The 25,314-nt window shown below is 68.6% G+C and carries 30 protein-coding genes; 15 read left to right on the forward strand and 15 right to left on the reverse strand.

Annotated elements, in window-relative coordinates:
- Window positions 1-49: 49 nt before the first annotated feature.
- Window positions 50-877 carry a sulfite exporter TauE/SafE family protein gene (locus ACIOTO_RS02970; protein WP_400856398.1) on the reverse strand — a complete coding sequence of 276 codons (828 nt, stop codon included), beginning with the start codon at window positions 875-877 and terminating at the stop codon, window positions 50-52.
- A gap of 66 nt (window positions 878-943) precedes the next feature.
- Between ACIOTO_RS02970 and ACIOTO_RS02975 the strand changes: the two genes are divergently transcribed.
- The 6 genes from ACIOTO_RS02975 to ACIOTO_RS03000 all read left to right on the forward strand — a co-directional run bounded on the left by ACIOTO_RS02975 (window position 944) and on the right by ACIOTO_RS03000 (window position 5,894).
- A complete protein-coding gene (locus ACIOTO_RS02975) occupies window positions 944-1,459 on the forward strand; it encodes a GNAT family N-acetyltransferase (RefSeq protein ID WP_400856400.1) in 516 nt (171 codons plus the stop codon).
- 219 nt (window positions 1,460-1,678) lie between these two features.
- Window positions 1,679-2,818 carry an ABC transporter substrate-binding protein gene (locus tag ACIOTO_RS02980; protein WP_400856401.1) on the forward strand — a complete coding sequence of 380 codons (1,140 nt, stop codon included), beginning with the start codon at window positions 1,679-1,681 and terminating at the stop codon, window positions 2,816-2,818.
- Window positions 2,815-3,753: an ABC transporter permease gene (locus ACIOTO_RS02985; protein WP_400856402.1), complete on the forward strand. Its 939-nt coding sequence runs from the start codon at window positions 2,815-2,817 to the stop codon at window positions 3,751-3,753. The genes ACIOTO_RS02980 and ACIOTO_RS02985 overlap by 4 nt, the downstream gene beginning before the upstream one ends.
- Window positions 3,750-4,541 (forward strand): ABC transporter permease, encoded by a 792-nt coding sequence (locus ACIOTO_RS02990; protein ID WP_400856403.1) that lies wholly within the window; start codon window positions 3,750-3,752, stop codon window positions 4,539-4,541. The genes ACIOTO_RS02985 and ACIOTO_RS02990 overlap by 4 nt, the downstream gene beginning before the upstream one ends.
- On the forward strand, window positions 4,538-5,629 hold the full coding sequence (locus ACIOTO_RS02995) for an ABC transporter ATP-binding protein (protein WP_400856404.1): 1,092 nt from the start codon (window positions 4,538-4,540) through the stop codon (window positions 5,627-5,629). The genes ACIOTO_RS02990 and ACIOTO_RS02995 overlap by 4 nt, the downstream gene beginning before the upstream one ends.
- Window positions 5,630-5,714: 85 nt before the next feature.
- Window positions 5,715-5,894, forward strand: a complete 180-nt coding sequence (locus ACIOTO_RS03000) for a YegP family protein (protein WP_372468491.1) — start codon at window positions 5,715-5,717, stop codon at window positions 5,892-5,894.
- A 101-nt stretch (window positions 5,895-5,995) separates the two neighbouring features.
- On the opposite strand, the gene ACIOTO_RS03005 is transcribed toward ACIOTO_RS03000, so the two are convergent.
- The 9 genes from ACIOTO_RS03005 to ACIOTO_RS03045 form a co-directional block, all read right to left on the reverse strand.
- The gene (locus tag ACIOTO_RS03005; protein ID WP_029263861.1) at window positions 5,996-6,751 is read right to left on the reverse strand and encodes an amino acid ABC transporter ATP-binding protein; all 756 of its coding nucleotides are present in this window, start codon (window positions 6,749-6,751) and stop codon (window positions 5,996-5,998) included.
- Window positions 6,748-7,545: an amino acid ABC transporter permease gene (locus ACIOTO_RS03010; protein WP_029263860.1), complete on the reverse strand. Its 798-nt coding sequence runs from the start codon at window positions 7,543-7,545 to the stop codon at window positions 6,748-6,750. The genes ACIOTO_RS03005 and ACIOTO_RS03010 overlap by 4 nt, the downstream gene beginning before the upstream one ends.
- Before the next feature lie 34 nt (window positions 7,546-7,579).
- Complete coding sequence (locus ACIOTO_RS03015; RefSeq protein WP_400858069.1) at window positions 7,580-8,233, reverse strand: basic amino acid ABC transporter substrate-binding protein; 654 nt, start codon at window positions 8,231-8,233, stop codon at window positions 7,580-7,582.
- 338 nt (window positions 8,234-8,571) lie between these two features.
- Window positions 8,572-8,874, reverse strand: coding sequence for a Dabb family protein (locus tag ACIOTO_RS03020; protein ID WP_400856406.1), 303 nt, complete (start codon window positions 8,872-8,874; stop codon window positions 8,572-8,574).
- The gene (locus tag ACIOTO_RS03025) at window positions 8,871-9,167 is read right to left on the reverse strand and encodes a glutaredoxin family protein (protein WP_372468483.1); all 297 of its coding nucleotides are present in this window, start codon (window positions 9,165-9,167) and stop codon (window positions 8,871-8,873) included. Before ACIOTO_RS03025 ends, ACIOTO_RS03020 begins: the two co-directional genes overlap by 4 nt.
- Window positions 9,164-9,466, reverse strand: coding sequence for a rhodanese-like domain-containing protein (locus tag ACIOTO_RS03030; protein ID WP_136042966.1), 303 nt, complete (start codon window positions 9,464-9,466; stop codon window positions 9,164-9,166). The genes ACIOTO_RS03025 and ACIOTO_RS03030 overlap by 4 nt, the downstream gene beginning before the upstream one ends.
- Window positions 9,467-9,544: 78 nt before the next feature.
- Complete coding sequence (locus tag ACIOTO_RS03035; protein ID WP_003792170.1) at window positions 9,545-9,643, reverse strand: 30S ribosomal protein bS22; 99 nt, start codon at window positions 9,641-9,643, stop codon at window positions 9,545-9,547.
- A gap of 113 nt (window positions 9,644-9,756) precedes the next feature.
- Window positions 9,757-9,948, reverse strand: a complete 192-nt coding sequence (locus tag ACIOTO_RS03040) for a helix-turn-helix domain-containing protein (protein ID WP_017204627.1) — start codon at window positions 9,946-9,948, stop codon at window positions 9,757-9,759.
- A gap of 139 nt (window positions 9,949-10,087) precedes the next feature.
- Window positions 10,088-11,020 (reverse strand): TetR/AcrR family transcriptional regulator, encoded by a 933-nt coding sequence (locus tag ACIOTO_RS03045; protein WP_400856407.1) that lies wholly within the window; start codon window positions 11,018-11,020, stop codon window positions 10,088-10,090.
- A 102-nt stretch (window positions 11,021-11,122) separates the two neighbouring features.
- Between ACIOTO_RS03045 and ACIOTO_RS03050 the strand changes: the two genes are divergently transcribed.
- Complete coding sequence (locus ACIOTO_RS03050; RefSeq protein ID WP_400856408.1) at window positions 11,123-12,016, forward strand: ATP-binding cassette domain-containing protein; 894 nt, start codon at window positions 11,123-11,125, stop codon at window positions 12,014-12,016.
- A complete protein-coding gene (locus tag ACIOTO_RS03055) occupies window positions 12,013-12,840 on the forward strand; it encodes an ABC transporter permease (protein WP_400856409.1) in 828 nt (275 codons plus the stop codon). Before ACIOTO_RS03050 ends, ACIOTO_RS03055 begins: the two co-directional genes overlap by 4 nt.
- A 15-nt stretch (window positions 12,841-12,855) precedes the next feature.
- On the opposite strand, the gene ACIOTO_RS03060 is transcribed toward ACIOTO_RS03055, so the two are convergent.
- Window positions 12,856-13,263 (reverse strand): helix-turn-helix transcriptional regulator, encoded by a 408-nt coding sequence (locus ACIOTO_RS03060; RefSeq protein WP_029263852.1) that lies wholly within the window; start codon window positions 13,261-13,263, stop codon window positions 12,856-12,858.
- Between the two features lie 106 nt (window positions 13,264-13,369).
- Here ACIOTO_RS03060 and ACIOTO_RS03065 point away from each other — a divergent pair, with 106 nt between their 5' ends.
- From ACIOTO_RS03065 to ACIOTO_RS03080, 4 genes are all read left to right on the forward strand, one after another.
- Complete coding sequence (locus tag ACIOTO_RS03065) at window positions 13,370-14,800, forward strand: TrkH family potassium uptake protein (RefSeq protein WP_029263851.1); 1,431 nt, start codon at window positions 13,370-13,372, stop codon at window positions 14,798-14,800.
- On the forward strand, window positions 14,793-15,464 hold the full coding sequence (locus ACIOTO_RS03070) for a TrkA family potassium uptake protein (RefSeq protein ID WP_029263850.1): 672 nt from the start codon (window positions 14,793-14,795) through the stop codon (window positions 15,462-15,464). Before ACIOTO_RS03065 ends, ACIOTO_RS03070 begins: the two co-directional genes overlap by 8 nt.
- Before the next feature lie 77 nt (window positions 15,465-15,541).
- Window positions 15,542-16,318, forward strand: coding sequence for an ABC transporter ATP-binding protein (locus tag ACIOTO_RS03075; RefSeq protein WP_029263849.1), 777 nt, complete (start codon window positions 15,542-15,544; stop codon window positions 16,316-16,318).
- Window positions 16,300-17,892: a hypothetical protein gene (locus ACIOTO_RS03080; protein WP_400856412.1), complete on the forward strand. Its 1,593-nt coding sequence runs from the start codon at window positions 16,300-16,302 to the stop codon at window positions 17,890-17,892. Before ACIOTO_RS03075 ends, ACIOTO_RS03080 begins: the two co-directional genes overlap by 19 nt.
- Before the next feature lie 15 nt (window positions 17,893-17,907).
- Here ACIOTO_RS03080 and ACIOTO_RS03085 read toward each other — a convergent pair whose 3' ends face one another.
- Both ACIOTO_RS03085 and proC read right to left on the reverse strand, forming a co-directional pair.
- Window positions 17,908-18,195, reverse strand: a complete 288-nt coding sequence (locus ACIOTO_RS03085; RefSeq protein ID WP_029263847.1) for a DUF1905 domain-containing protein — start codon at window positions 18,193-18,195, stop codon at window positions 17,908-17,910.
- 3 nt (window positions 18,196-18,198) lie between these two features.
- Window positions 18,199-19,038, reverse strand: coding sequence for a pyrroline-5-carboxylate reductase (gene proC / locus ACIOTO_RS03090; protein ID WP_400856413.1), 840 nt, complete (start codon window positions 19,036-19,038; stop codon window positions 18,199-18,201).
- Between the two features lie 59 nt (window positions 19,039-19,097).
- On the opposite strand from proC, the gene ACIOTO_RS03095 reads away from it, so the two are divergent.
- Window positions 19,098-20,069: a cation diffusion facilitator family transporter gene (locus ACIOTO_RS03095; RefSeq protein ID WP_400856415.1), complete on the forward strand. Its 972-nt coding sequence runs from the start codon at window positions 19,098-19,100 to the stop codon at window positions 20,067-20,069.
- Window positions 20,070-20,083: 14 nt separating this feature from the next.
- Entirely contained in the window at window positions 20,084-20,509 is a 426-nt protein-coding gene (locus ACIOTO_RS03100; protein ID WP_400856416.1) for a hypothetical protein, read from the forward strand.
- Between the two features lie 32 nt (window positions 20,510-20,541).
- Here the strand turns inward: ACIOTO_RS03100 and ACIOTO_RS03105 are convergent, their stop codons facing one another.
- Window positions 20,542-20,997 (reverse strand): nucleoside deaminase, encoded by a 456-nt coding sequence (locus tag ACIOTO_RS03105; RefSeq protein ID WP_400856418.1) that lies wholly within the window; start codon window positions 20,995-20,997, stop codon window positions 20,542-20,544.
- Between the two features lie 81 nt (window positions 20,998-21,078).
- Between ACIOTO_RS03105 and upp the strand changes: the two genes are divergently transcribed.
- Complete coding sequence (gene upp, locus ACIOTO_RS03110; protein WP_372468470.1) at window positions 21,079-21,711, forward strand: uracil phosphoribosyltransferase; 633 nt, start codon at window positions 21,079-21,081, stop codon at window positions 21,709-21,711.
- Window positions 21,712-21,770: 59 nt separating this feature from the next.
- Here the strand turns inward: upp and ACIOTO_RS03115 are convergent, their stop codons facing one another.
- The gene (locus ACIOTO_RS03115) at window positions 21,771-25,241 is read right to left on the reverse strand and encodes a TM0106 family RecB-like putative nuclease (protein ID WP_400856420.1); all 3,471 of its coding nucleotides are present in this window, start codon (window positions 25,239-25,241) and stop codon (window positions 21,771-21,773) included.
- Window positions 25,242-25,314: the final 73 nt, after the last annotated feature.

Below are 25,314 nucleotides of genomic sequence, written 5' to 3' on the forward strand. Positions count from 1 at the left end.
TCGCACGCACTCTTCGGATTCGTGCGACCCGGGCGCTTTTCTGCGACGTTCAACCGAGGAGCGCGAACGCGGGGACGATGTTCTCGTTCCACACGTCGACGCCGAGCTTCGCGATCAGGCCGACCACGACCACGAGGAACACGACGCGGATGAAGGTCGTCCCCCGCGAGATCGCCATCCGCGATCCCAGGTAGCTGCCCGCGACGTTCGCCACCGCGAGGATGCCGCCCAGCAGCCACAGCACCGCGCCGTGCGGGATGAACAGCATCAGCGCGCCGGCGTTCGTCGCGAGGTTCACGATCTTGGCCTTGGCGCTCGCCTGCAGGAAGTCGTAGCCGAGCAGCGCGACGAGGGTGATGACGAGGAAAGTTCCCGTGCCCGGGCCGATCATCCCGTCGTAGAACCCGATGCCGAGCCCGGCGGCGCCCGCCATGATGTGGTGCTTGTGCCCGTGGAACCGCAGCTTCGTCGCCGCGCCCATCTGCGGCCGGAACGCGGTGAACAGGGCGACGACCAGCAGAGCGATGACGATGATCGGCTTGAATGCGGCGGGCGGCAGTACCGTCGCGACGGCCGCGCCCCCGAACGATCCGATGAACGCGATCGCCGCCATCGGCAACGCCGTGCGGATGTCGGGTTTGGCGCGGCGGTAATAGGTGACGCTGCTGGTCGCGGTGCCGAAGACGGAGGCGAGCTTGTTCGTCGCGAGTGCCTGCACGGGCGAGATGCCGGGGATCAGCAGCAGCGCCGGCAGCTGCAGCAGACCGCCCCCGCCGACGACCGCATCGATCCAGCCGGCGCAGAACGCGGCGATGACGACGAGGAGGAGCATCCCCCAGGTGAGCTGCTCCAGTCCGAGCACGGCGCCGATATCCACTCGGCCATGATTCCAGAGAGTCGGCCGCGCGCAGGCATCCGCTCCGCCCGCTGGCAGACTGGTCGCATGCTCGACGCCCTCCCACTGCCCCACTCCTTCGAATCGCGCATCGGGACGGCCGTGCTCCGCCGTGCGGTGGTCGACGATGCGGATGCCGTGATCGCGTTGCTCGCGGACGACCCGATCAGCGCGGCGCGGGGCGATGTGGCATCCGACGAGGATCGCCCTGTCTACGCTCAGGCACTCACCGAGATCCTGGCCGAGCCCTCGAACGATCTGCTCGTCGTCGAGCTCGACGGTGCGGTCGTCGGCACGCTGCAGCTCACCTCGATCCCCGGGATGTCCCGCCGTGGTGCACGGCGGCTGCTGGTCGAGGCGGTACGGGTGCACAGCGGGCTGCGGTCGTCGGGCATCGGTTCCGCGGTGATGCGCTGGGTGGGAGAAGCGGCCGCCCCCGCGGTCGGCGCGTCGATGGTGCAGCTCACCTCGGATGCCGCCCGCACCGACGCACACCGCTTCTACGAGCGCCTCGGCTACGTGGGCTCACACCGCGGCTTCAAGTACAACGTCCCGCAGGTCTGACCGTCCCGTTCGCGCGGCCGATCGCAGCGTCCTCGGCCTGATTCTCGGATTCAGGCCGAGCGAAGCGCGGAAGGCCGAGCGAACCGCACCCCGCATCCGTCCCGCCACCGCAACGACACTCGCTGTTCACCCGACCCGGGACGGTCGGCAACCTGCGCCTCATAGTGTCCTCTCGCAACCCGAAACCGGCGCACCCCGCCGGACACCGAGAGGACACTCATGGCTCGCTTCACCCGCCGCGCGCGCATCGGCGCCGGCATCGCCCTGGCCACCACGGCCGCACTCGCGCTGACCTCCTGCGCGTCCGCCACCGACGCGCCGGCGTCGAGCAGCGAGACGGTCGATGCCGCCGCGGCCACGTCCGTGGAGGACTTCGGCACGTTCGCCGATCTCGAGGCCGCTGCCAAGGAGGAGGGGTCGCTCAACGTCATCGCCCTTCCCCGCGACTGGGCGAACTACGGCGAGATCCTCGACCTGTTCACCGAGAAGTACCCCGAGATCACGATCAACGAGGCCTCGCCCGACGTCTCCAGCGCCGAGGAGATCCAGGCCGCCGAGACCAACAAGGGCCTCGACACCGCGCCCGACGTGTTCGACCTCGGACTGACCGTCGCACTGCAGAACACCGACGCGTTCGCTCCCTACAAAGTGCAGACGTGGGACGAGATCCCCGACGAGCTCAAGGAGCCGACCGGACTCTTCGTCGGCGACTACGGCGGATACATGTCGATCGGGTACGACTCGTCGAAGTTCGACGCGCCGTCCGAGCTCGCCGACCTGCTGTCGGCCGACTACAAGGGCGCCGTCGCGATCAACGGCGACCCGACCCAAGCCGGCGCCGCGTTCGCCGCCGTGGGCCTCGCGACCGTGCAGTCCGACGGCACGCTCGACGACTTCCAGCCCGGCATCGACTTCTTCTCGGACATGCAGACGGCCGGAAACCTGCTCAAGGTGGATGTCACCACGGCGACCATCGCGAGCGGCGAGACCCCGGTCGTCTTCGACTGGGACTACCTGAACGCCTCGCACACGGCCGACAACGAGGACTGGAAGGTCGTCGTGCTCGACGGCACCGGATACGCCGGCTACTACAACCAGGCCATCAACGTCGACGCCCCGAACCCGGCGGCGGCCCGCCTGTGGCAGGAGTTCCTCTACAGCGACGAGGTGCAGAACCTCTGGCTGAAGGGTGGCGCGCGTCCGGTGCGCATGGAGGCCATGACCGAGGCGGGCACGATCGACGCCGACCTCGCGGCCGCGCTCCCCGAGGCTCCCGAGGAGACCGTGGTGCCGACCGAGGAGCAGTCGACGAACGCCGGCACGCTGCTCGGTGAGAAGTGGGCCGCGGCCGTCCAGTGACGACCATCTCCGCACCGGGGGTGGATGCTGCGGCATCCGCCCCCGCCACGGCCGCCGGGCCTTCGCAGCATGCGAGGGCCCGGCGGTCCGGCCCGTCCCCCGCGTGGCTCGGGCTCGTCCCGTTCGCGGCCTACGTCCTGCTGTTCCTCGCCGTGCCGACCATCCTCGCGATCGGCTCCGGCTTCTTCGACGGCGACGGCGCCTTCACCTGGACGAATGTCGCGGCACTCGGCGACCCGGTCGTGCTGAACACCTTCGCGAACTCCGCCTGGCTCTCCCTGCTCACGGCCGTCGTCGGTGCGGTCGTCGGCGCCCTCGTCTGCTACGCCCTCCTCGGCATGAATCCCGACGGGGTGATGCGGCAGTCGGTGGATGCCGCGGCCGGAGTGCTCGCCCAGTTCGGCGGGGTCATGCTGGCGTTCGCCTTCATCGCCACGATCGGCATCCAGGGTGTCGTCACCCTGTTCCTCCAGGACACGTTCGGGATCGACATCTTCGCGAACGGCGCCTGGTTGTACGAGCTGCCCGGGCTGATCCTCCCGTACATCTACTTCCAGATCCCGCTCATGGTCATCACGTTCATGCCCGCTCTCGCCGCGCTCAAGCCGCAGTGGACCGAGGCCAACCTCACGCTCGGCGGTAGCCGCTCCAGCTTCTGGCTGCGCATCGGCTTCCCCGTGCTCGCCCCCTCGTTCCTCGCCAGCCTGTTGCTGCTGTTCGCCAACGCGTTCTCCTCTTATGCGACGGCCGCCGCTCTCGCGAGCCAGGGTTCGCAGATCGTGCCGCTGCAGATCCGCACCGCCCTCACGAGCGAGACGCTGCTCGGGCGGGAGAACCTCGCCGGAGCCCTCGCACTCGGCATGATCGTCGTGGTGGCGGTCGTGATGTCCCTGTACTCGCTCATCCAGCGCCGCGCCGCCCGGTGGCAGTCATGAGTCGCCTCGGTCCCTCTCGCACGACCCGCTGGGTCATCGGCATCATCGTCGGCGCGTTCTTCGCCATCCCCCTCGCCTCGACCTTCCTGTTCACGCTCCGCGGGAAGGAGGGACCGACTCTCGAACACTGGGCCGCCCTCTTCGATCCGGCCGCCTCCGCCGCCATCAAGCCGATCTGGACGGGCCTGGGCAACTCGCTCATCCTCGCGGTCGTCACGGTCGTGATCGTGCTGCTCCTGTTGGCGCCGACCATGATCCTGGTCAACCTGCGCTTCCCGAAGCTCAAGCCCGCATTCGAGTTCGCGGCGCTGCTGCCGATCTCGATCCCCGCGATCGTACTCGTCGTCGGGCTCGCGCCCCTCTATCTGCAGATCGGGCGGACGCTGGGCACGGGCACCTGGACCCTCGCGTTCGCCTACGGCATCACGGTTCTCCCCTACGCCTCCCGATCGATCCAGGCCTCGATCGATGCCGCCGACCTGCGCACCCTCTCCGAAGCCGCACGCTCACTCGGCGCGAGCTGGCCGACCGTGGTCCTGAAGGTGCTCGCCCCGAATCTCCGGCAAGGGCTCCTCGCGGCATCGCTGATCTCGATCGCCGTCGTGCTGGGCGAGTTCACGATCGCCTCGCTCCTGAACCGCCCGGTGTTCCAGACCGCCATGGTCGTCGTGCAGAAGCAGGATCCCTACGCGCCGGCGATCTTCACCCTGCTGGCGCTGGCGTTCGTCTTCCTTCTGCTCCTCCTCATCGGCCGCGTCGCCCGCGGCACCGGAAAGGCCCGCTCATGACCCTCGATCAGGCGCTGCCGCGCACCAAGGACAACCTGCTCCTGGCACGAGCCGGTGAGGGGACCCGCGTCGAACTGCAGGGCATCGTGAAGAGCTACGCCGGCACGCGCGTGCTGCACGGGGTGGACCTCGACATCGCGCCCGGCGAGTTCGTCTCGCTGCTCGGCCCCTCGGGATGCGGCAAGACGACGCTGCTCCGGGTGCTCGCCGGACTCGAGGACGCCGACGAGGGTGCGGTGCTGCTCGGGGGCGGTGACGTGTCGCGTGTGCCGACGAACAGACGCGACATCGGCATGGTCTTCCAGTCGTACTCGCTGTTCCCGCATCTGCGGGTGGTCGACAACACGGCATTCGGTCTGCGGCGGCGCGGCGTCGGCAGGCAGGAGGCGCAGAAGCGCGCGCTCGATGCCCTCGCGCTGGTCGGCCTGGCGGACTTCGCCGACCGCTTCCCGCACCAGCTCTCCGGCGGGCAGCAGCAGCGGGTCGCGCTCGCGCGGGCTCTCGTCACCGAGCCCAAGGTGCTTCTGCTCGACGAGCCGCTGTCGGCACTGGACGCCAAGGTGCGCGTGCAGCTGCGCGATGAGATCCGCCGCATTCAGCTGCGCCTCGGCATCACGACGGTCTTCGTCACGCACGACCAGGAGGAGGCGCTGGCCGTCTCCGACCGGATCGCTGTGATGAACGCGGGGCGGATCGAGCAGATCGGCTCTCCCGAGCAGTTGTACACGACCCCTTCGACGGCGGGGGTCGCGGCCTTCGTGGGGCTCTCCAGCGTCGTCTCCGGCGTCGCCGAGGGCGACCACGTGCTGGTGTGGGGGCAGCGCCTCCCGCTGCAGTCGCCGGCAGACGGCCCGGTCGATGTGTACCTACGACCGGAGAACGTCCACTTCGCGTCGGAGGCGGATGCCGCCACCGACGCCCTGGTCGAGGAGAGCACGTTCCTCGGCAGCATGCGCCGCACCCTCGTCCGCACGGAGTCGGGCGAGCTCGTCCGGGTGCAGCATGCCCCCGGCATCCATCCCTCATTCGGCGACCGGGTGCGCATCGCCGTCGCCCCGGAGCCGGTCGCGGTGCACCCGCGCGGGTGAAGCCGCCCTTCCCACCGATATACCGGGACCGCTAGCGTGAGCCGCGAGGGCGGGTTCCCTCCATCCGAAAGAGAAAGGACGCCTCATGGCAGGCACGTTCGAGCTGTACACCGACAAGTCCGGTGAGTACCGGTTCCGTCTGAAGGCCGGCAACGGCGAGGTCATCGCGATCAGCGAGGGCTACTCGTCGAAGTCCGGCGCGCTGAACGGCATCGACGCCGTCCGCCGCAACGCCGCCGACGCCGAGGTCGTCGAGGTCGACTAGCTCGACACCGCCACTTCACGACGAGACCCCCTGGTGCAGACGTCTGCAACAGGGGGTCTCGTCGTGAAGGCGGGGTCTCGGCGGACCCTGCCGCCGCAACCTCAGAGCACGCGCGCCAGGAAGTCCTTCGTGCGCGGATGCTGCGGGTTCGCCAGCACTTCGCGCGGGTCTCCTTCTTCGACGATGTGTCCGCCGTCCATGAAGATCAGGCGCGAGCCGACCTCCCGCGCGAAGCCCATCTCGTGCGTGACGACGAGCATCGTCATCCCCTCGTCGGCCAGTGAGCGCATGACCTGCAGCACCTCGCCGACCAGCTCGGGGTCCAGTGCCGAGGTCGGCTCGTCGAACAGCATCATGTCCGGGTTCATGCACAGCGCACGCGCGATCGCGACGCGCTGCTGCTGCCCGCCGGACAGGTGTCCGGGGTAGGCATCCGACTTCTCGGACAGTCCCACGCGCTCCAGCATGGCGCGCGCGATCAGCTCGGCTTCCTTCTTCGAGCGCTTCTTCACCCGCTGCTGGGCGACCGTCAGGTTGCCGAGCACATCCAGATGTGGGAAGAGGTTGAAGCTCTGGAACACCATGCCGATGCGCGTGCGCACACCGTCGATGTCGACGTCGGGATCGGTGATGTCGATCCCCTCGATCAGCACCTTGCCGGCGGTCGGCTCCTCGAGCAGGTTGACCGACCGCAGCAACGTCGACTTGCCGGAGCCCGATGGTCCGATCACGCAGACGACCTCGCCTCGGGTGACGGTGAGGTCGATGCCCTTGAGCACCTCGTTGTCGCCGAACGACTTCACGAGCCCCTGCACATCGATCGCGGGGGCATGCACATCGATCAGTTCGGTGATCATCGCTGCCTCGCCATCCGACGCTCCAGCCACGCGCTGAAGCGCGTGAGCGGGATCGTCACGATCAGGTACAGGATCGCCGCCATGATCAGCGGCGTTCCGTTCGCGTTCTGGGTGCTCGCGTCACGCGCGAAGTTCGTGAGCTCTTTCGACCAGATGAAGGACCCGGCGATGAACAGCAGCGAGGTGTCCTTCAGCAGCAGCACGAACTCGTTGGTCAGCGGCGGGATGATGATCCGGAACCCCTGCGGCACGACGATCCAGAAGGTCGTCTTCATGGGCGACATACCCAGCGACCGCGCAGCCTCCGTCTGTCCCTTGGGGACCGCCTGGATGCCGGCGCGGATCGTCTCGGCCATGTACGCCGAGGCGACGAGGATGAGACCGATGAGTCCGAGCACGACCGGTCCGCCGAGCTTCGTCCCGGGAACGCCCACGGCGATCGGCAGGATGAAGGCGATGGCGAAGATCGTGAGGATCGCGGGGAGCCCCCGGAACAGCTCGATCCAGCACGTCGCGATCCAGCGGAACGGCGCGATGACCGACAGCTTCATCAGGGCCAGCAGCACACCGAGCAGCAGGCCGCCGACGAATGCCACGGCCGTGAACCACAGGGTGTTCACGAGTGCGGTCGTGATGATCCCGGGGAACATCTTCGCCGCGATCTCGGGGTTGAAGAACAGCGGTCCGATCTTCGCCCAGTCGGTGGTCACGATCGCCCAGACGGCGATCGCGATCAGCACCGCATAGACCGAATACCGATACAGCTTGCCCTTGGTGGTACGCCTCAACGCCATCGTCGAGGTCCTCCCGCTCTACCGACGCCGCCGGTCACTTGGCCGCGAGGTACTCGTCGTAGATCTCCTGGTACGTGCCGTCGTCCTGGAGCTCCTTGAGCGCCTCGTTGATGGCTTCACGGAGCTCGTCCTTCTCGCCCTTGGCGAAGGCGAAGCCGTACGACTCGTCGGTCGGGTAGGTCTCGACGATCTTGTACGCGGGGTCGTCCTGCTCGTGCACGTAGTTGACGGGCTGGTCCTGCAGGATCGCGTCGATCTGCCCGGCCTGCATCGCCGGCCACAGCTCACCGTCCGACGGGTACTGGACGAGCTGTGCGCCCTTGGCGTTCTCGGTCGCGTAGGACTCGCCGGTGGTGCCCTGCTGCACGCCGACGTTCTTGCCGTCGAGGTCGTCGATGGACTTGATGTCCGAGTCGGCGCGGACCAGCAGCGACTGCAGCGAGTCGACGTACGGGTCGGAGAAGTCGATGTTGGCCTTGCGCTCCTCGGTGATCGTCATGGCCGAGGCGCCGATGTCGCACTGACCCGAGACGAGGATCGCACCCGACTGCAGCGGGTCGAAGCCCACGTCCTGCACGGAGACCTTGAGGTCGAGCTTCTCGGCGATCGCGGCGAGCAGGTCGATGTCGAACCCGGAGTACTCGATGTCGCTGGACGGGTCCTCGACCTCGAACGGCGGGTAGGGCACGTCGGAGCAGACCGTGAGCGTGCCGGCCTCGATCAGGCCGTACTCCTCGCCCGCGGCGGGAGCGTCGCTGCTGCCCGCATCGGACGAACCGGTCGCGCAGCCGGCGAGCGCGAGAGTGGCGGTCGCCATGAGGGCGAGACCGGCGATGAGGTTACGACGAGTCATGTCGGCTCCTGTAAGACGAGGGCGGGGTGTGCCCACGGACGGGTAGGAGAACATCTAAACATGCGGCTCGTCGCGTGACCAATGACATCAGTCGGTCGACGTATCACGTTTGCGTTGCAAGTGCACGTCAGCGGCGACGTGAAATCAAGTGCCGCACCGTGTGCGACGCGGTCTCAGACCTCGAAGTCGACCGCTGCGCGCGAAGAGACCACCGAGCGGATGTAGCCGGCGACCTCCTCGTGCGCGGGATGCACCTGGTACGCGTCGATGTCGGCGACCGAGTCGAAGTCGGCCACGAGCGTCACGTCCCAGTTGGTCTCCGGGTAGGCCGCGTTGGCACCGGCGGAGATCGTGAGCAGCTGCGGCACGACACCCTCCAGGGCGTTGAGGCGACGAGCGACCTCGGCCGCCTGCTCTGCGCGCACGGCGGCGTCCTCGGCCGCGAGCTTCCACATCACGACATGGCGGATGGTCACAGGGATTCCTTCGTCTCGGTTCGCGCCTCACCGCGGACCGCGGTCTCCAGCGCCTCACGCAGTCGTTCGGGCGATACGCGCCAGTGCGCGTGCAGATCGCCGTCGATCAGGACGACGGGGATCTTCTCCCACCACAGCTCATACAGTGCGGGGTCGTCCTGGATGGACGCCTCGACGATCTCGATCTGCTCCGCGGCGGCGTCGGGCAGCTCGGCGACGACAGCGTCGATCACGTCGGAGGCCACCTCGCACAGATGGCAGTCGGGCTTGCGGATCAGGGTCAGCGTGGTCACGCCGACGGCACCTCGACAGCGCGCCCCTGGGAGATCCACTCCCCCGTGCCGCCCTCGACGTTGGTGGCATCGAAGCCGCGGGACTCCAGCGCCTCGACGACGCGGGCGGAGCGACCGCCGGCCTGGCAGATGACGTCGAACGACTCCGCCGGCAGCTCATCGAGCCGGTTGCCGATCTCGGACATGGGGATGTTGACGGCGCCGGGCACATGGCCTGCAGCGAACTCGTCCACCTCCCGCACGTCGATGAGCGGAACACCCGACCGCTCGGCGAGTTCGGTGACGGTGATCGACTTCATGACATCCTCTCGGCGGTACGGAACTGCGGGCAGAGACACAAAGCGCCCGTCCGAAGACAGGCGCTCGTGTCTGGTCGCTTACTTCTTGTTGCGACGCTGGTGGCGAGTCTTACGAAGCAGCTTGCGGTGCTTCTTCTTCGCCATGCGCTTGCGGCGCTTCTTGATGACAGAACCCACGGAAACCTCACTAAGTCAGTGGCTGGGTGTCGCCGAAATCGGACACCCGGGTACGGGCACGGAAAATGCCTCGGGTCAGTCTAGCAAACCCGACGGGCTCCGCCGCGCGCGCCTCAACCGACGTCGGCGATGGGCCGCTGCAGCGCATCGGCCACGGCGGACTCGGGCACGCGATAGCTGCGGCCGAAGCGAACGGCCGGCAGCTCCCCGGCGTGAACCAGCCGGTACACGGTCATCTTGGACACGCGCATCAGCTCGGCGACCTCGGCCACCGTGAGGAATCGGACATCTGGAACCTCGGGCATCCCACGTACCCCTTTCTCGATGTGCACACTCTATGGGGTAGCTGGGACGCATGTAAACCCATGTGGCCCGTGTGATCAACGGGACGAATGCGCGGTCACTGACCCGCGACGACGGTACGCACTGAACCCGGGACGCGGGTCAGGCCGGCTTCTTCGCCTTGGCCAGTCGTTCGCGCGCCTCGCGAAGCGCCTGCCGCTCGATCTTGTGGGCCGCACGCAGAGCCTTCTCCGCGTCACGCACCGCCCTTTGCGCCTCCTTCAGGCGGCGGTCCCCCGCGAACTCTGCGGGCTCGAGGTCGACCCAGTCGGTCGCAGTGGAATGCTCCTCCCCGCGGTCGAGTCCGGCGATATAGGCAGCCACACCGTCGAGGGTCCGCTCGACCCCGAAGCGGAACGGGTCGGAGACGGAGAGGAACACGTCGTCCTGGATCGCGCGACGCAAAGCCGGGAACTCCTCGGCGGTGATCACCCGATCGAAGAGTGCCGCCTCGCGAGCGGAGACCTCGTCCGGAGTCAGCCCGCTACCACGAGCCTGCTCCGTGTAGCCGGCCTGAACGATTCCGCACCAGCGAGCATGCCCCGTCATGGCGAGCGCGACGGCCAGCCGCTCCTCGGCGGTCAGCGGGGTCTCTTCGAGCGCGGCGAGGCCTGCATCGAGCCAGGCGGAGCTGTTCGGAGTGATCGGCGATCCGGTGATCGGCAGCGAGAGCATCCAGGGGTGGCGCAGGTAGAGCATGATCTGCGCCTCGTACAGCGCCAGCAATCGTGCGCGCCATCCGTCGACCTCGAGGTGGCTCGCCGGCGGAAGCCCTGTCGCCTCCTCCTGCATGAGCAGCAGCAGATCGTCCTTGGCGGTCACGTAGCGATAGAGGGACATGGGCGTGAAGCCGAGCTTCGCCGCCACCGCCGCCATCGACACGGCGCCGATCCCCTCGGCATCGGCCAGCTCGACGGCGGCGTCGACGATCTTCTCGACGCTCATCTCCCGCTTGGGTCCGCGCTGCGGGTTCGCGGCGACACCCCAGGCGAGCGCGATCCCCCGTGGCAGCTCCGGCGGCTCGGTCTCAGTCATGCGCTCATCCTACTTCTGTTTATTTCATAAACAGTGTGTTACGGTCATACACAGTTGCGTTGCTCATACACAGTTTCCTTCATGCACAGAAAGGATCACCTGATGGACACAGCCATCGAGGTGCGCGGCCTGCACAAGGCCTTCGCCCAGAAGACCGTCGTCGACGGCCTGGACTTCACCGTCGGACGCGGAGAGGTCTTCGCCCTGCTCGGACCAAACGGGGCGGGAAAGACGACCACGATCAACATCCTCACCACACTCACCCGTGCCGACGCCGGTGCGGTGGCCGTCGCCGGGTGGGATGTGCACACCCACGCGGTCGAAGTGCAACGCCGCATCAGCCTCACCGGTCAAGCGGCCGCCGTCGACGACGCCCTGACGGCGACGGAGAACGTGGTCATGTTCGCCCGGCTCGCCGGGCTCGGCCGCGCAGCCGCCGCGCGTCGTGCGAGCGAACTGATCACCCAGTTCGATCTGACCGACGCCGCCGCCCGCACCGTGCGCACGTTCTCCGGGGGGATGCGCCGTCGACTCGACCTCGCCCTGAGCTTCGTCGTGACCCCCGAGGTGCTCTTCCTCGACGAACCGACGACCGGCCTCGACACCCGGAGCCGCCGCGACCTGTGGGACATCATCCGGACGCTCGCGGCGTCAGGCACCACGGTGTTCCTCACGACGCAGTACCTGGAGGAGGCCGATCAGCTCGCCGACCGGATCGCCGTGCTGCACGACGGCCGCATCGCCGCGCTCGGCACACCGGCGGAGCTGAAGGCGCGCATCGGCGGAGACACGGTCGAGCTCCATGACAGCGACGGCGCACTCAGCCGACAGATCCCCACCGACGGCACGGTCGCCGACCTGCGGCGAGCGCTCGACCTGCTCGACGAGGAGGGCGCCGACGGTGTCATCACGCTGCGACGCCCCACCCTCGACGACGTCTTCCTCGCCGTCACCTCGCCCACCTCGACTTCTCGCCCCGTGAAGGAGAACGCATGAACGCCACCCTGGCCACGCCTCGACCGACGGCATCCACCCCCTCCGCGCCCTCTCCGCGTCCGAGGCTGCGCGGGTTCGCCGCCGAGGCCGTCTTCGTCGGACGGAGCCTGCGCCATTCCGTGCGCGACGGCGAATCGCTGCTGATGGCGATCATGCTGCCGGTGATGCTCATGCTGATGTTCACGTGGGTCTTCGGCGGCGCCATCGGCCCTTCGGGCGCATACGTCGACTACGTCGTGCCAGGCATCATCCTGACGTGCGCCGGCTTCGGAGCATCGTCCACCGCCGTGTATGTCGCGAACGACATGCGCACCGGCATCATCGATCGGATCCGCACCATGCCCCTGCGTGCAGGCGCCGTGCTCACCGGGCACGTCGTCGCCAGTGTGCTGCGGAACCTGGTCGCCACCGCGATCGTGATCGGCGTCGGCGTGCTGGTCGGGTTCCGACCCACCGCGAACCTCGGGGAATGGATCGCGCTGGCGGGCCTCATCACCCTGTACATCCTCGCCATCACCTACCTGTTCGCGGCGATCGGTCTCGCCGCAGGAAGCCCGGAGGGCGCGAACGGCTACGGTTTCGTCCTGCTGTTCCTGCCCTATCTCTCCAGCGCGTTCGTGCCCGTCGCGAGCATGCCGGAGTGGCTGCAGCCGATCGCGGGCAACCAGCCGATCACGCCCATCGTCGAGACGATCCGCGCCCTCCTGATGGATACGCCCCTGCAGGGCGAAGCCTGGTGGGCGATCGGCTGGTGCCTGGTCATCCTGCTGATCGCGGTGACGTGGGGCGCGTGGCTCTTCCGCCGCAAGGCGGGACGTCGCTGAGGATGCCTGGACGTCTCAGGCGCCGAGGCGCTTGAGTGCGTTGGCGACGGCATGCTTCGCGGAGGCCGCGGCGCGACCGACGACCTCCGCGGCGTGCGCGGCGCTGTCGTTCACGGGGTAGTCGATGTCGGGGGCCTCGTCGCCGTACGCATCGACGAGGAAGGGGACCAGCCAGTCGTCGACGACCTCGAGCGGCTCGACGGCGAGACTGTAGAAACGACGCTGTCCGTCTTCGCGCACCGAGACCAGCTCGGCATCGCGCAGCACCTTCAGGTGCTTCGACACGGTGGGCTGGCTGATGCCGAGGTCGGCGACGATCTGGCTGACGCTGGTGCCTGTCTCTCCTTCTTCCGTGCGTCGCAGCAGGAGCTGGAGGATGTCGCGCCTCGTACCGTCTGCGATCACGTCGAAGATGTCCGTCATGTGATCAGGGTAGTCGGCTCCGGCACGGAGTACCATGACGAAGGCTCGGCGACAGGCGCCGCGTGTCCGCAGCGCGCGGGCAAGAGAGAATCACGAGGGGGCAGCGATGTCGGGCATCGTTTCGGCGTCGTCCCCACGACAGGCCCTCAAAGGCGCCGCCGGACGGGTGAAGCACCTCGTCACGTCCTCGCCCTCCCGCTTCGCAATCGTCGTGTTCGCGCTCCTGATCCTCGTGTTCACGGTGCTGCTGTCGCTGCCGATCGCCTCCGCGAGCGGCACGGTCACACCGCTGAGCGATGCGCTCTTCACCGCCGTGTCGACGATCTGCGTCACCGGCCTCGCCACCGTCGACATGGCCAACCACTGGTCACCCTTCGGCCACGTCCTGATCTTCCTCGGGGTGAACATCGGCGCCCTCGGCGTCCTCACGCTCGCGTCTCTCATGGGGATGCTGATCTCCAAGCGGCTCGGGCTGCGGGCCAAGCTGCTGGCAGCGGGCGACACCAATCCCCTCCGCGCGCACGGCGGCGTGGTGAACGAGAGCCAGACCGTGCGACTCGGAGAGGTCGGCCAGCTGCTGACCACGGTCGCCGTGTCGGCCCTCATCATCGAGGCATCGCTGGCAGCCCTGCTGTACCCGGCGCTGGTGATGGCGAAGGTCGACCCCATCGCCGCGCTCTGGGAGGCGCCCTACTTCGCGGCCATGGCGTTCACGAACACCGGTTTCGCTCCGAACGACGGCGGCGTCGCCGTGTTCGCGGACGACTACCTGGTGCTGTTCCTCCTCATGGTGGGCGTGTTCCTCGGCAGCATCGGCTTCCCCGTCATCTACACCCTCGCGAAGCACGTCTGGCACGTGAAGCGGTGGTCGCTGCACACCAAGCTGACGCTCGTCACCACGGTGCTTCTGTTCATCCTGGGCGCCGCCGTCTTCGTCGTCCTCGAGTTCAACAACCCGAAGACGTTCGGGTCGATGGATGCGGCCGACACCACCTTCCAAGCCTTCTTCCTCTCCGCCATGACCAGATCCGGCGGGTTCAACGTGATCGAGATGGACGATCTGAACGGCTCATCCCTGCTGGCCGCCAGCATGCTGATGTTCGTCGGCGGCGGCTCCGCCTCGACCGCCGGCGGCATCAAGGTCACCACTCTGGCCGTGCTCGCGATCGCCGTCTGGTCCGAGGCCAAGGGCCGCCAGTCGGTCGAGGCCTTCGGCCGCCGCATCCCCAGCGACGTGCAGCGCGTGGCACTCAGCGTCGTCGCGTGGGGCGCGACCATCGTCGCGCTCTCGACCATCACGATCTCCCAGATCACGAAGGATGACATCAGTCACGTGCTGTTCGACGTCATCTCGGCGTTCGGCACCGTCGGCCTGTCCACGGGGCTCACGGCAGAGCTCCCTGATTCGGCCTCGTACGTCATGGCCGCGACCATCTTCATGGGGCGCGTTGGTACAGTGACACTCGCCGCGGCGGTCGCCGCGACATCGCGAACGCAGTACTACTCACTGCCCGTGGAAAGGCCGATCGTTGGTTGAAGTCCTCCGGGGCGACGCTCCCGTCCTCGTCATCGGTCTCGGTCGGTTCGGCGCTGCCTGCGCCGGCGAGCTCGACCGCCTCGACCGCGAGGTTCTCGCGATCGACGACAACCTCGAACTCGTGCAGAAGTGGTCCGACCGCGTCACCCACACGGTGCAGGCCGACGCGAAGAACATCGACGCCCTCCGCCAGGTCGGCGCCCAGGACTTCCAGGTCGCCGTCGTCGCGGTCGGGTCCTCGATCGAGGCGTCCGTGCTGATCACCGCGAACCTCGTCGACCTGAAGGTCCCGCAGATCTGGGCCAAGGCGGTCTCGCAGTCCCACGGCAAGATCCTCGCCCGTGTCGGTGCGAACCACGTCATCTACCCCGAGCGCGAGGCCGGCGAGCGCGTGGCGCACCTCGTGAGCGGGCGGATGCTCGATTTCATCCGCTTCGACGACGACTTCGTCCTCGCCAAGATGTACCCGCCGAAGTTCATCCGCGGCGTCGGCCTGAACGAGTCGGGCGTGCGCTCGAAGTACAAGGTCACGGTCGTCGGTGTGAAGAGTCCCGGCAAGCCGTTCCGCTACGCCGAGGCGAACACCATCGTCACGAACCACGACCTCATCATCGTGTCCGGCACCAACAGCGACATCGAACGCTTCGCCGGCCTCGACCGCTGACCTCGGACACATCCGATCCCTCGACTCCCCCTCACGGCGGATGCATCGTCGTGCACGGCCGTGGTGGGATGGGATGCATGACCGACAACGCAGCGGCCCCTCCCGTCCTCGCCCTCCGCGGGCTCCGCAAGCAATTCGGGCAGAAGATCGCGGTCGATGACCTCTCCCTCGATGTGCCGGCCGGATCCATGCTCGGGCTCCTCGGCCCCAACGGCGCGGGCAAGACCACGACACTCGCCATGACCACGGGTCTGCTGCGGCCGGATGCCGGCGCCGCGTGGGTGCTGGGCGCGGACGTATGGCAGAACCCCGCCGACGCGAAGGCCCGGATGGGCGTGCTCCCCGACGGCATCCGCATGCTCGACCGCCTCACCGGTGCCGAGCTGCTGCGCTACACCGGGTTGCTGCGCGGCATGGCCGAAGCCGAGGTGGTCTCGCGTAGTGACGAACTCCTCGCCGCGCTGGGCCTCACCGATGCTCGGGACCGGCTCGTGGTCGACTACTCGGCGGGCATGCGCAAGAAGATCGGCCTGGCGTGCGCGCTGATCCATGCACCTCGTCTGCTGATCCTCGACGAGCCGCTGGAAGCCGTCGACCCGGTGTCCGGCGAGACGATCCGGCAGATCCTCCGGGCGTTCGTCGACGGCGGCGGCACCGTGGTGCTGTCCAGCCACGTGATGGAGCTCGTCGAGTCGATGTGCGATCGGGTCGCGATCGTCGCCGAGGGACGCCTGCTCGCGAACGGCACTCTCGACGAGGTGCGCGCCGGACTGTCGCTGCAGCAGCGGTTCCTCGCCCTGGTGGGGGCGCATGACCTCGGGACGGAGACGCTCGCATGGTTGCGCTCCTCGTAAGCCTGCGCTGGCGCCAGCTGCGCCACCAGTTGTCGCGCAATCCCTGGATGGTCGTCACCCTGATCATCACCGGACTGATCGCCCTCGGATTCCTCGCCGCACTGACGGCGGGACTCGTGGCGCTGCGGTTCGCCGCCCCTGACGCCGCCGTCACCGCGATCGTGCTGGCGGGCACCGTCATCGTCCTCGGCTGGTGGGTCGGGTCGATCCTGGTCAGTGCCGATGACTCGCTCGCGCCGGAACGGTTCGCGCTGCTCCCCCTGACCGCAAGCTCCCTGCTGCCGGGCTTCGTCGTCGCGGGGGCGACGACGGTGGGCGGCATCGGCACCACCGTCGCACTCCTGCTCATGCTCCTCGGCTGGTCGGTGAGCCTGCCTGCGCTGCTGACCGCCCTGATCATGATCCCCGTCGCCGTGGCCACCTGCGTGCTGGGCGCCCGCGTCGTGAGCGGTGTGCTGGCCGGCTGGCTGGCCCGCCGCAGCGCGCGCGACCTGGTGGTGATCGTCGGCGTGGTGCTCCTCTCCTCGTCCGGTGTCTTGCTCAACGTGGGGATCGGCGCGCTGGTCCGGGTGAACGATGTCGGCGGAGCCTTCACGACCATCGCCGACATCGCCGCCTGGACTCCGATGGGCGCCGTCTTCGGCGTCTCCGGATCCGTGGCTCAGGGCGACTTCCTCACGGCGGCGCTCCGGCTGCTCATCGCTCTCGCCACAGTCTCAGCCCTGTGGTTCGCGGCACAGGGCCTGCTCGCTGCGCGCCTGGTCGCCCCCATCCAGGACGCCGGCGGCGGACGCGTGCGCTCGGCCGGGCTGCTCGACCGGATACTGCCGGCCAGCCCGGTCGGGGCGATCGCCGCCCGCACGCTGCGATACTTCCGGCGCGACCCCCGGCAGATCGTGAACGTCGTGATGCTCCTGCTGCTGCCCGCGATCTTCATCGGGCTCTCCCTGATGAACGGGCTGCAGGACGAGTCCATCGGGTTCGGTCCGGCCATCATCCTCATCCCGACGATCAACGCGCTCCTCACCGGCACGATCGTGCAGATGGCGATCGCCTACGACAACGACGCGGTCGCGGCCCACATCCTGAACGGCGTCAGCGGCGCCGCGGATCGGGCAGGGCGACTGCTCGGATTCGGGCTGATCGCGATTCCCGTGACGCTGCTGCTGTGCGCGGCCACCTGCCTGATCGCCGGCCGATGGGACCTGCTCCCCGCAAGCATCGGGTCGGCCTTCGGCCTGACGGCGATCTCGGCAGGCGCCGGGGCCTGGGTGGGCAGCTTCCTTCCTGGCCGCGCGCCCGCACCCGAGGCGAACCCCCTCGGCCGCGGCTCGTCCGGTGGCGTGCAGTCGCTGCTGGCGATGATCATCATCGGGCCGATCACTCTCGTGCTCGGGGCGCCGGCGCTCGGTTTCGCCATCGCCGGCATCTGGAATCCTGCGCTCGGCTGGGTGAGCCTCGGCTGCGGCGTCGTGCTCGGCGCCGCGGCCCTGTGGGGCGGGGCGGTGCTGGGCGGCAGCATCCTGAACCGGCGCTGGCCGGAAGTTCTCGCCGAGGTCTCCAGCGAGAGCTGAGCGGAGGTCGGGCGGTCAGGCGTCGATGTCGAGGACGAGTTCGACCACGTCATCGACGCCCAGACCCTCGCGGTCCTGGAGAACCTTCTTGATCGGAACGATGTAGCCGCCGTCCTTCGGCCAGAGGGCCGTGGTCACGGTGGTGGAACCGATGGTGACGGATGCGGGGATCATCCCCCACCCGTACGTGACGATCGAGGCGACCTCGTGGATCAGCTCGCTCTCGGCAGGCGGCACGGTGACGAAGTGGAACGGCGCCGGCCCGCGCCAGTACCAGATGACTCCCTCGATCCGCAGCTGCATGGCTCAGGCCCCGGCGGCGAGTTCCTTCGCCCGCGCGAGGGCTGCGTCCGCGGCATCCGCGAAGGTGCGGTCGAGCTGCGCGTCCTGCAGAACGGCGACCGCACGCTCGGTGGTTCCCTTGGGGCTCGTGACACGACGACGCAGCTCGGCGGGGTCCTCCCCCGACGCGTCGAGCAGCGCGGTCGCGCCGATGAAGGTCTGCTGCACCATCAGCCGGGCGTCGGGCTCGGCGAAGCCCATGCCGACAGCGGCCTTCGTGAACTCCTCGATCAGCAGGTACACGTAGGCGGGTCCGGAGCCCGAGATCGTGGACAGCGCGTCGATCTGCGACTCCGGAACCTCGACGACCGCGCCGACGGTCTCGAACAGCCGTCGGACGAGGGCGAGATCCTCGGCTGTGGCGGCGGAACCGGCAGCGAGACCCGTGACGCCCTTGCGCACGGTCGACGGCGTGTTCGGCATCGAGCGGATGACGCGGGCGTCGGCGCCGAGCACGTCCGCGAAGGTCTGGAGCGTGACGCCGGCGGCGACACTCACCACGATCGCGTCGTCCGTCAGGTGCGGAGCGATCTCGCGCAGCAGGTCGGGCACCATCGCGGGCTTGACGCCGACCAGCACGATCCGCGCGCTTGCGGCGGCCTCGGCGTTGCCGTCCGGCCGTTCGGCGAGCGCGATACTCGTGACCCCGTCGAGGCCGGCGAACGCCTCGGCCTTCTCCGCAGTACGGTTCGTCGCGGTGATCCCGCCGTCGATCCGGATGCCGGAGGCGACCACACCCCGGAGGATCGCACCGCCCATCGAACCGGCACCGAGAAAAGCGAGAGAAGGAAGCGAGTGAGCCATGTCGTCATCCTACGGCGGGCACTCCCGCAACCTCGGGCGGGCGGTTCTAGACTCGTCCCATGAGTGCATCCGGAGGCAACAAGGCCATCGTCGCGGCGTTCCTGGCGAACCTGGGTATCGCCATCGCGAAGTTCATCGCCTGGGCCCTCTCCGGCTCCGCCTCGATGCTCGCCGAGGCCATCCACTCCGTCGCCGACTCGGGCAACCAGCTGCTCCTGATGCTCGGCGGACGCAAGGCCAAGCAGGAGGCCGACCGCGCACACCCGTTCGGCTACGGCCGGGAACGCTACGTGTACGCGTTCGTCGTCTCGATCATCCTGTTCTCGGTCGGTGGCCTGTTCGCGATCTACGAGGGCATCGACAAGCTCACGAACCCGCACGAGCTGGACAAGACCTGGTGGTGGCTGCCCCTGGTCGTGCTCGTCGTCGCGATCGGGCTGGAGTCGTTCTCCCTGCGCACGGCCGTGCGCGAGAGCAACCTCGTGCGGGAGAAGGGGCAGTCGTGGGTGTCGTTCGTGCGCCGTTCGAAGGCCCCCGAGCTGCCGGTCGTGCTGCTCGAAGATGTGGGCGCTCTGACCGGTCTCACCTTCGCCCTGCTCGGCGTCGGGCTCACACTGCTCACCGGAAACCCCGTGTTCGACGCACTCGGCACCGTGATGATCGGTGTGCTGCTGGTGCTGATCGCCATCGTGCTGGGCATCGAGACCAAGAGCCTGCTGGTCGGTGAGGGCGCGACCCAGGCCGACCACGACCGGATCGTCGATGCCATCAACGCGGGCGACGAGATCGAGAAGATCATCCACATGAAGACCCTCTACCTCGGACCGGACGAGCTGATGGTCGCCGCGAAGATCGCCCTCAACGCCGACAAGCCGCTGCGCGAGGCCGCCGATGACATCAACGCGATCGAGGCCCGTATCCGCGACGCCGTGCCGGTCGCGCGCATCGTGTACATCGAGCCGGATGTGTACCGCCCGGCGATCGACCCCGAGCCATCGACCGACGTCTTCGTGCTGAAGTCGTCGGACTGATCGCGGAGTCCGACATGATGCAGGCGAGAAAACTCGTCGGTCTCCTGGGCGCGGCCGGTCTGGCCGTCCTGCTCTCCGGTTGCTCCCTGAACACGATGCTCTGGGGCGATGACGGAGCTGGGGTGATCGAGACGACCGAGGGCCTGATCGACGCAGCGACGGAAGGCGAAGCCGACTCGTACATGTGCGAGGGTCACGACCCGGAGCTTCGCGAACCGGCGGACTGGGAAGGGCTGTCCGCGGAGGAGCCCGAACGCTTCGTGGCGGACTACTGGCCGGATCAGGTTCCCCTGGAGCCACGCTGGAACATCGGCCTCTCCCTGCCTACGGAGCGCGTGGCCGGTGGCGTGGAATTCCCCGGCTACGTCTTCTACCAGGAGACCGACGACGGGCTGTGCGTCGTCGACGTCACCTGGTGGACCGTCGAATCCGAGGGCTGACGAGCCCGACGCGCGCGAGCTGCGGCGGCGGCTCAGCGCCGCTGCTCGAAGAACGTCCGCAGCAGTGCCGTCGCCGCCTCCGCCTCGATTCCGCCGATCACCTCTGCCCGATAGGGCAGCCGCCGATCACGCAGCACGTCGTACATGGAACCGGCCGCACCCGCCTTGTCATCCCAGGCACCGAAGACCACCCGACCGACGCGTGCCTGCAGGATCGCACCGGCGCACATGATGCACGGCTCGAGGGTCACGACCAGCGTGTGCCCCTCGAGATTCCAGGACCCGACGGATGCCGCCGCATGCCGCAGCGCCTCGATCTCGGCATGCCCGGTCGGATCGTTCGTCGCCTCGCGGGTGTTGCGCCCCTCGGCGATGATCATCCCGGCGGGGTCCAGGAGCACGGCGCCGACGGGGATCTCCGACGCTGCCGCGGCCTCGGCAGCGAGCTCGAGCGCACGCCCCATCGCGAGGTCGTCGGCAGCGGTCATGCGTCGAGCCTACGACAGCCGCCGGCCGCCGCCGGTGCCCTCGATGTCGTTCCCGGAGGCGCGGCGCATTACCCTGTATCCATGCGCGTTCACGTGGCCGACCACCCTCTCATCACTCACAAGCTCTCGGTGCTGCGCGACGTGCGCACCCCTTCGCCGGTGTTCCGGCAGCTGACGGAGGAGCTCGTCACGCTGCTCGCGTACGAGGCGACCCGCAACGTGAAGGTGAGCCCGGTCGAGATCACCACGCCGGTGACGACGACGATGGGCGTCAAGATCTCCGAGCCGCGACCGATCGTGGTGCCGATCCTGCGCGCCGGCCTCGGCATGCTCGAGGGCCTCGTCAAGCTGCTCCCGACCGCCGAGGTCGGGTTCCTCGGCATGGTCCGCGACGAGACGACGTTCGAGCCGACGACCTACGCCGAGCGCCTCCCCGACGACCTCAGCGACCGCCAGTGCTTCGCGATCGACCCGATGCTGGCCACCGGCGGCTCGCTCGCCGCGGCGATCCAGTTCCTGTTCGACCGCGGCGCGAAGGACGTCACCGCGATCTGCCTGCTGGGCACACCGGAGGGCGTCGCCGCGATCGAGGCCATGGCCGGTGACCGCGATGTGACCCTCGTGCTGGGTGCGCTCGATGAGCGTCTCGACGAGAAGGGGTACATCGTGCCCGGGCTCGGCGACGCCGGCGATCGGCTCTACGGCACGGTCTGACCCAGCCGACTGCACCCCGCGATGCGGTCGTCTCACAGAGCCCGTCGAAGCGGGGGCACTCAGTCCGCCGCGCCGACCAGACGGGCGAACGCGCTGAGGCGAGCGACTCCCTCCGGGGTGTACGGCAGATCGTCGAGCAGTGCGGGCGAGTGGATCAGGTAGGCGACAACCTGCGCGCGGGAGATCGCCACGTTCAGTCGGTTCTGCAGCAGAAGGAACTCCGGGCCGCGCGGAGCGTCCCGCCCGCTGGAGGCCGCGAGCGAGGTGATCGAGACGACCGCCTCCTTGCCCTGGAAGTTGTCGACCGTGCCGACCGGGACGTCGTGATAGCCCGCCGTCGCGAGTGCATCGAGCACGAGCTGACGCTGTGCGTTGTAAGGCGTGACCACGATGATGTCGGCGGGCACGAGCGGCCGGGTGGACCGGGACTCGTCGTTGTCGGTGAAGGAGCGACCGACCAGGTCACGGACCAGCCGGACGACCTCGGCTGCCTCCTCGGGCGACTGCGTGGAGTTGCCGCGGTGCCGCAGTGGGATGACGTGCAGACCAGGTTCGATCCCCTGGACCGCCCGCAGCTCGGTACCGGGGGCTGACGCCAACTGTCCCGCGTAGGCCAGCGTGGATACCGGTGCCGCGACGAAGGGATGCATCCGCCAGGAGCGCGCGAGGAAGTAGCCGTACTCCGGCCGCACGACCGGGTCGCCATCCATCACCCAGCCGAGCGCGGAGGCGTCGACCGGTTCGGGGTGGGCGCCCTGACTCACCTGCGGAAGCTGCTGCGGATCGCCGAGGAGCAGGAGCCGCTTCGCCCCGGCGGCGACCGCGATGGTCGAGGCAAGCGAGAACTGCCCCGCCTCGTCGATCACGAGCAGGTCGAGCCCGTCGCGGTCGACCCGCTGGGTGTTGCTGAAGTCCCAGGCGGTCCCGCCCACGACGGCACCCTCGGAGGCGTGCTCGGCGAGGAAGGCCGCCATCCCGGGCTTCGGGATGGTCGTATACGAGTGTGCCGCATCCGGATCCTTCGGAGCCTTGGCGACCTGAGCCGGTGCAACACCATCGGCCACGACCCGCTCGAGCAGCGTCTCGATGATCGCGTGCGACTGCGCCACGACGCCGACCTTGAAGCCGTGCTCGTTCACGAGCCGCGCGATCACCCGGGACCCGGTGTAGGTCTTGCCCGTTCCCGGAGGGCCCTGCACCGCGAGATAGCTGCGGTCGAGGCCGAGCACCGCCGACACGATCGCGCCGACGGTGTCGTCGCCGGCAGCGGGGAGAGGTTTCCCCGACAGGGTGCGCGGAGGAATCCGGCGCAGGATGTCGGTCGCGGCGTCGTCCGGGAACCCCGGAGCTGCGGCGTGCACCGCATCGGCCCACTCGTCGATCGCTCCCTGGAGGGAGACGACACGCGGTGGTGCGGCCGGGGTGAGGGCGAGCGGCAACTCGTCCCACGTCTGTCCCTGGACCGCCGACTCGGTGATGAGGTAGCCGTCGTCGAGCACCTCCGCCACCGTGACCGTGTGCGGCACATGCACCGCACGCGACGGGACCTCGGTGTCGAACGGCGCCGGAACTCCGTAGAGTGCGAACGGCTGCGACCCGGCGCCGAGCGTCGTGCCGGGCGAAACCTCGCCGCGGATCTCGACGTCGCGGGACATCACCCGACGCCCCTCACCGATGCTCCAGTCGCGACGGACGGTCGAGGACGGACGGTCGACCCGCACCACATCGCGCGTGCCGTCCCACATGGTCACCGGTTCGCGCAGCCGCTGGAAATGCGACACCCAGAAGCTCTTCGCCTCGCGCGGGAAATAGTCGATCGCGGCGGCCGCGAGTCGATGGACGAGCCCGTCGTCACCCGCCTCGACCGCGCGCTCGGCATCTGCGAGCAGTGCGACCGAGCGCGGGGACGGCTCGTAGATGACCTCGTCGGCTGCGTCGGGCGGAGCCGGGGTGACGCCCTCTTTGCGAGCGATGTCGATCAGCCAGTTGCGCAGACGCCTGGTCGACACGCAGTCGTAGCGGTTGTAGTCGGCGAGGTCCGCCAGGACCGCGTCGGCCCCGGCCTGCTCCCCCGCAGCGGCGAGCTCACGAGCCGCGACGTACTGCACGATCGAGTCGTCGCCCTTCTGCACGTCGCTGGTTCGCACGTCGTCGCCCATGTACAGCGGCTCGAGCTTCTTGATCGAGTACGAGCGCGAACCGACGCGCACCGTCCGCAGCACGAGCGGGTACAGGTCGACGAACACGCCCTCGCGCAGCAGCCGATCGACCTCCCCCTCGCGCACGCCGTGCCGCGCCGCCATCGCCACCAGGTGCGAGGTCTCATAGGGCGCGTAGTGATAGATGTGCATGCCGGGGTGCGCGGTCCTGCGCGCATTCACGAAGTCGAGGAACGTCTCGAGCGCCCGCTTCTCGTCGGCGAAGGTGTGCGCCCACAGCGCCGAGTACTGGTCGGCGTTGTCGACCCACCCGAAGAGGTAGTCGATCCCCCAATGCCCCTCGCCGTCGGCGGCAGGCTCCGTGTAGAGCGGGTCGCCCTCGAAGTCGAAGAAGATGTCGCCATGGCTGGGCAGCGGGAGGGTATGGATCGCCGGCGCGTAGTGCACGTCGTAGGTGGGCCGCCCCTCGGCATCGGCGTGCAGCTGCAGTCGCGCCTGGGCGCGAAGCGTCTCGAACGTGTCGATGTTCATGCCCGGCGGCGGCACCGATGCCTCTGCCAGCGCATCGATCGTCTCGATGCCGGATGCCCGCAGTCGCGCACGCTGCACCGGGCGCATCCGCGCGACCATCAGGAGATCGCGGTGGGCGAGCACCTGCTCCTCGCAGGTCGCGCACCGCCCGCAGGCCACGATCTGCAGGTCGCCGCGATCGTCTCCCCAGGCGAGCGGCGCACCCGCCGCCCCATCGGCGATGCGCCGGTCGGCGATGAGCGCCCGCAGCCGAGCGCGCCGCACCTGGAAGAGCGGAAGGAGATCATCCACCTGATGGGTGCTGAGCGTGCCGTCGCCGAGGATCAGGTCGACCTCGTCGGACCGGGGGATGCCGAGGCGGTCGAGCTGGTCGACGTATGCCGCGAGCTGCATGAGGGCAGTGACTCGCGCCTTGCGCGCGAGCTTGGAGTCCTGCACGCGCCACCGGCCGTCGTCGTCCTTGCGGAGGAAGTCGGCGAATCCGACGAACTCGTCGGTGGAGAAAGCCGCTTGGAACACCACGAGCGCATCGGAGCGCAGCGCCGCGACCGTCTCGTCGATCGCCTCCGCCAGCGCCTCGGCATCGACCGACGAGACCTTCTCGATGCGGTGGACACTCGCATCGCCCAGATCGTCGATGTACCGGGCGAGCACGTTCTGCTCGTGCACGTCGCCGAGCTCGGCGGCACGCTTCAGAGTCGCGTCTTCGGGCTCTTCGACAGCAGGGACCCGCCCCAGCTTCGCGTCGATCGCCCGACACCACGCGAACTCGCACTCGGCGGCCGCCTTGAGGTCGCTCGCGCTCCAGATGACGCGCTGCGCCTGAGTGTCGATCCGCACGATGCTCCCGTTCTGTCGGATGCTTCGACACTATCCGCGGCATCCGACACCCGCGAAGCGGGAGCCTCGAGTG

The organism is Microbacterium sp. NPDC087592 (assembly GCF_044743585.1).
Classification (GTDB): domain Bacteria; phylum Actinomycetota; class Actinomycetes; order Actinomycetales; family Microbacteriaceae; genus Microbacterium.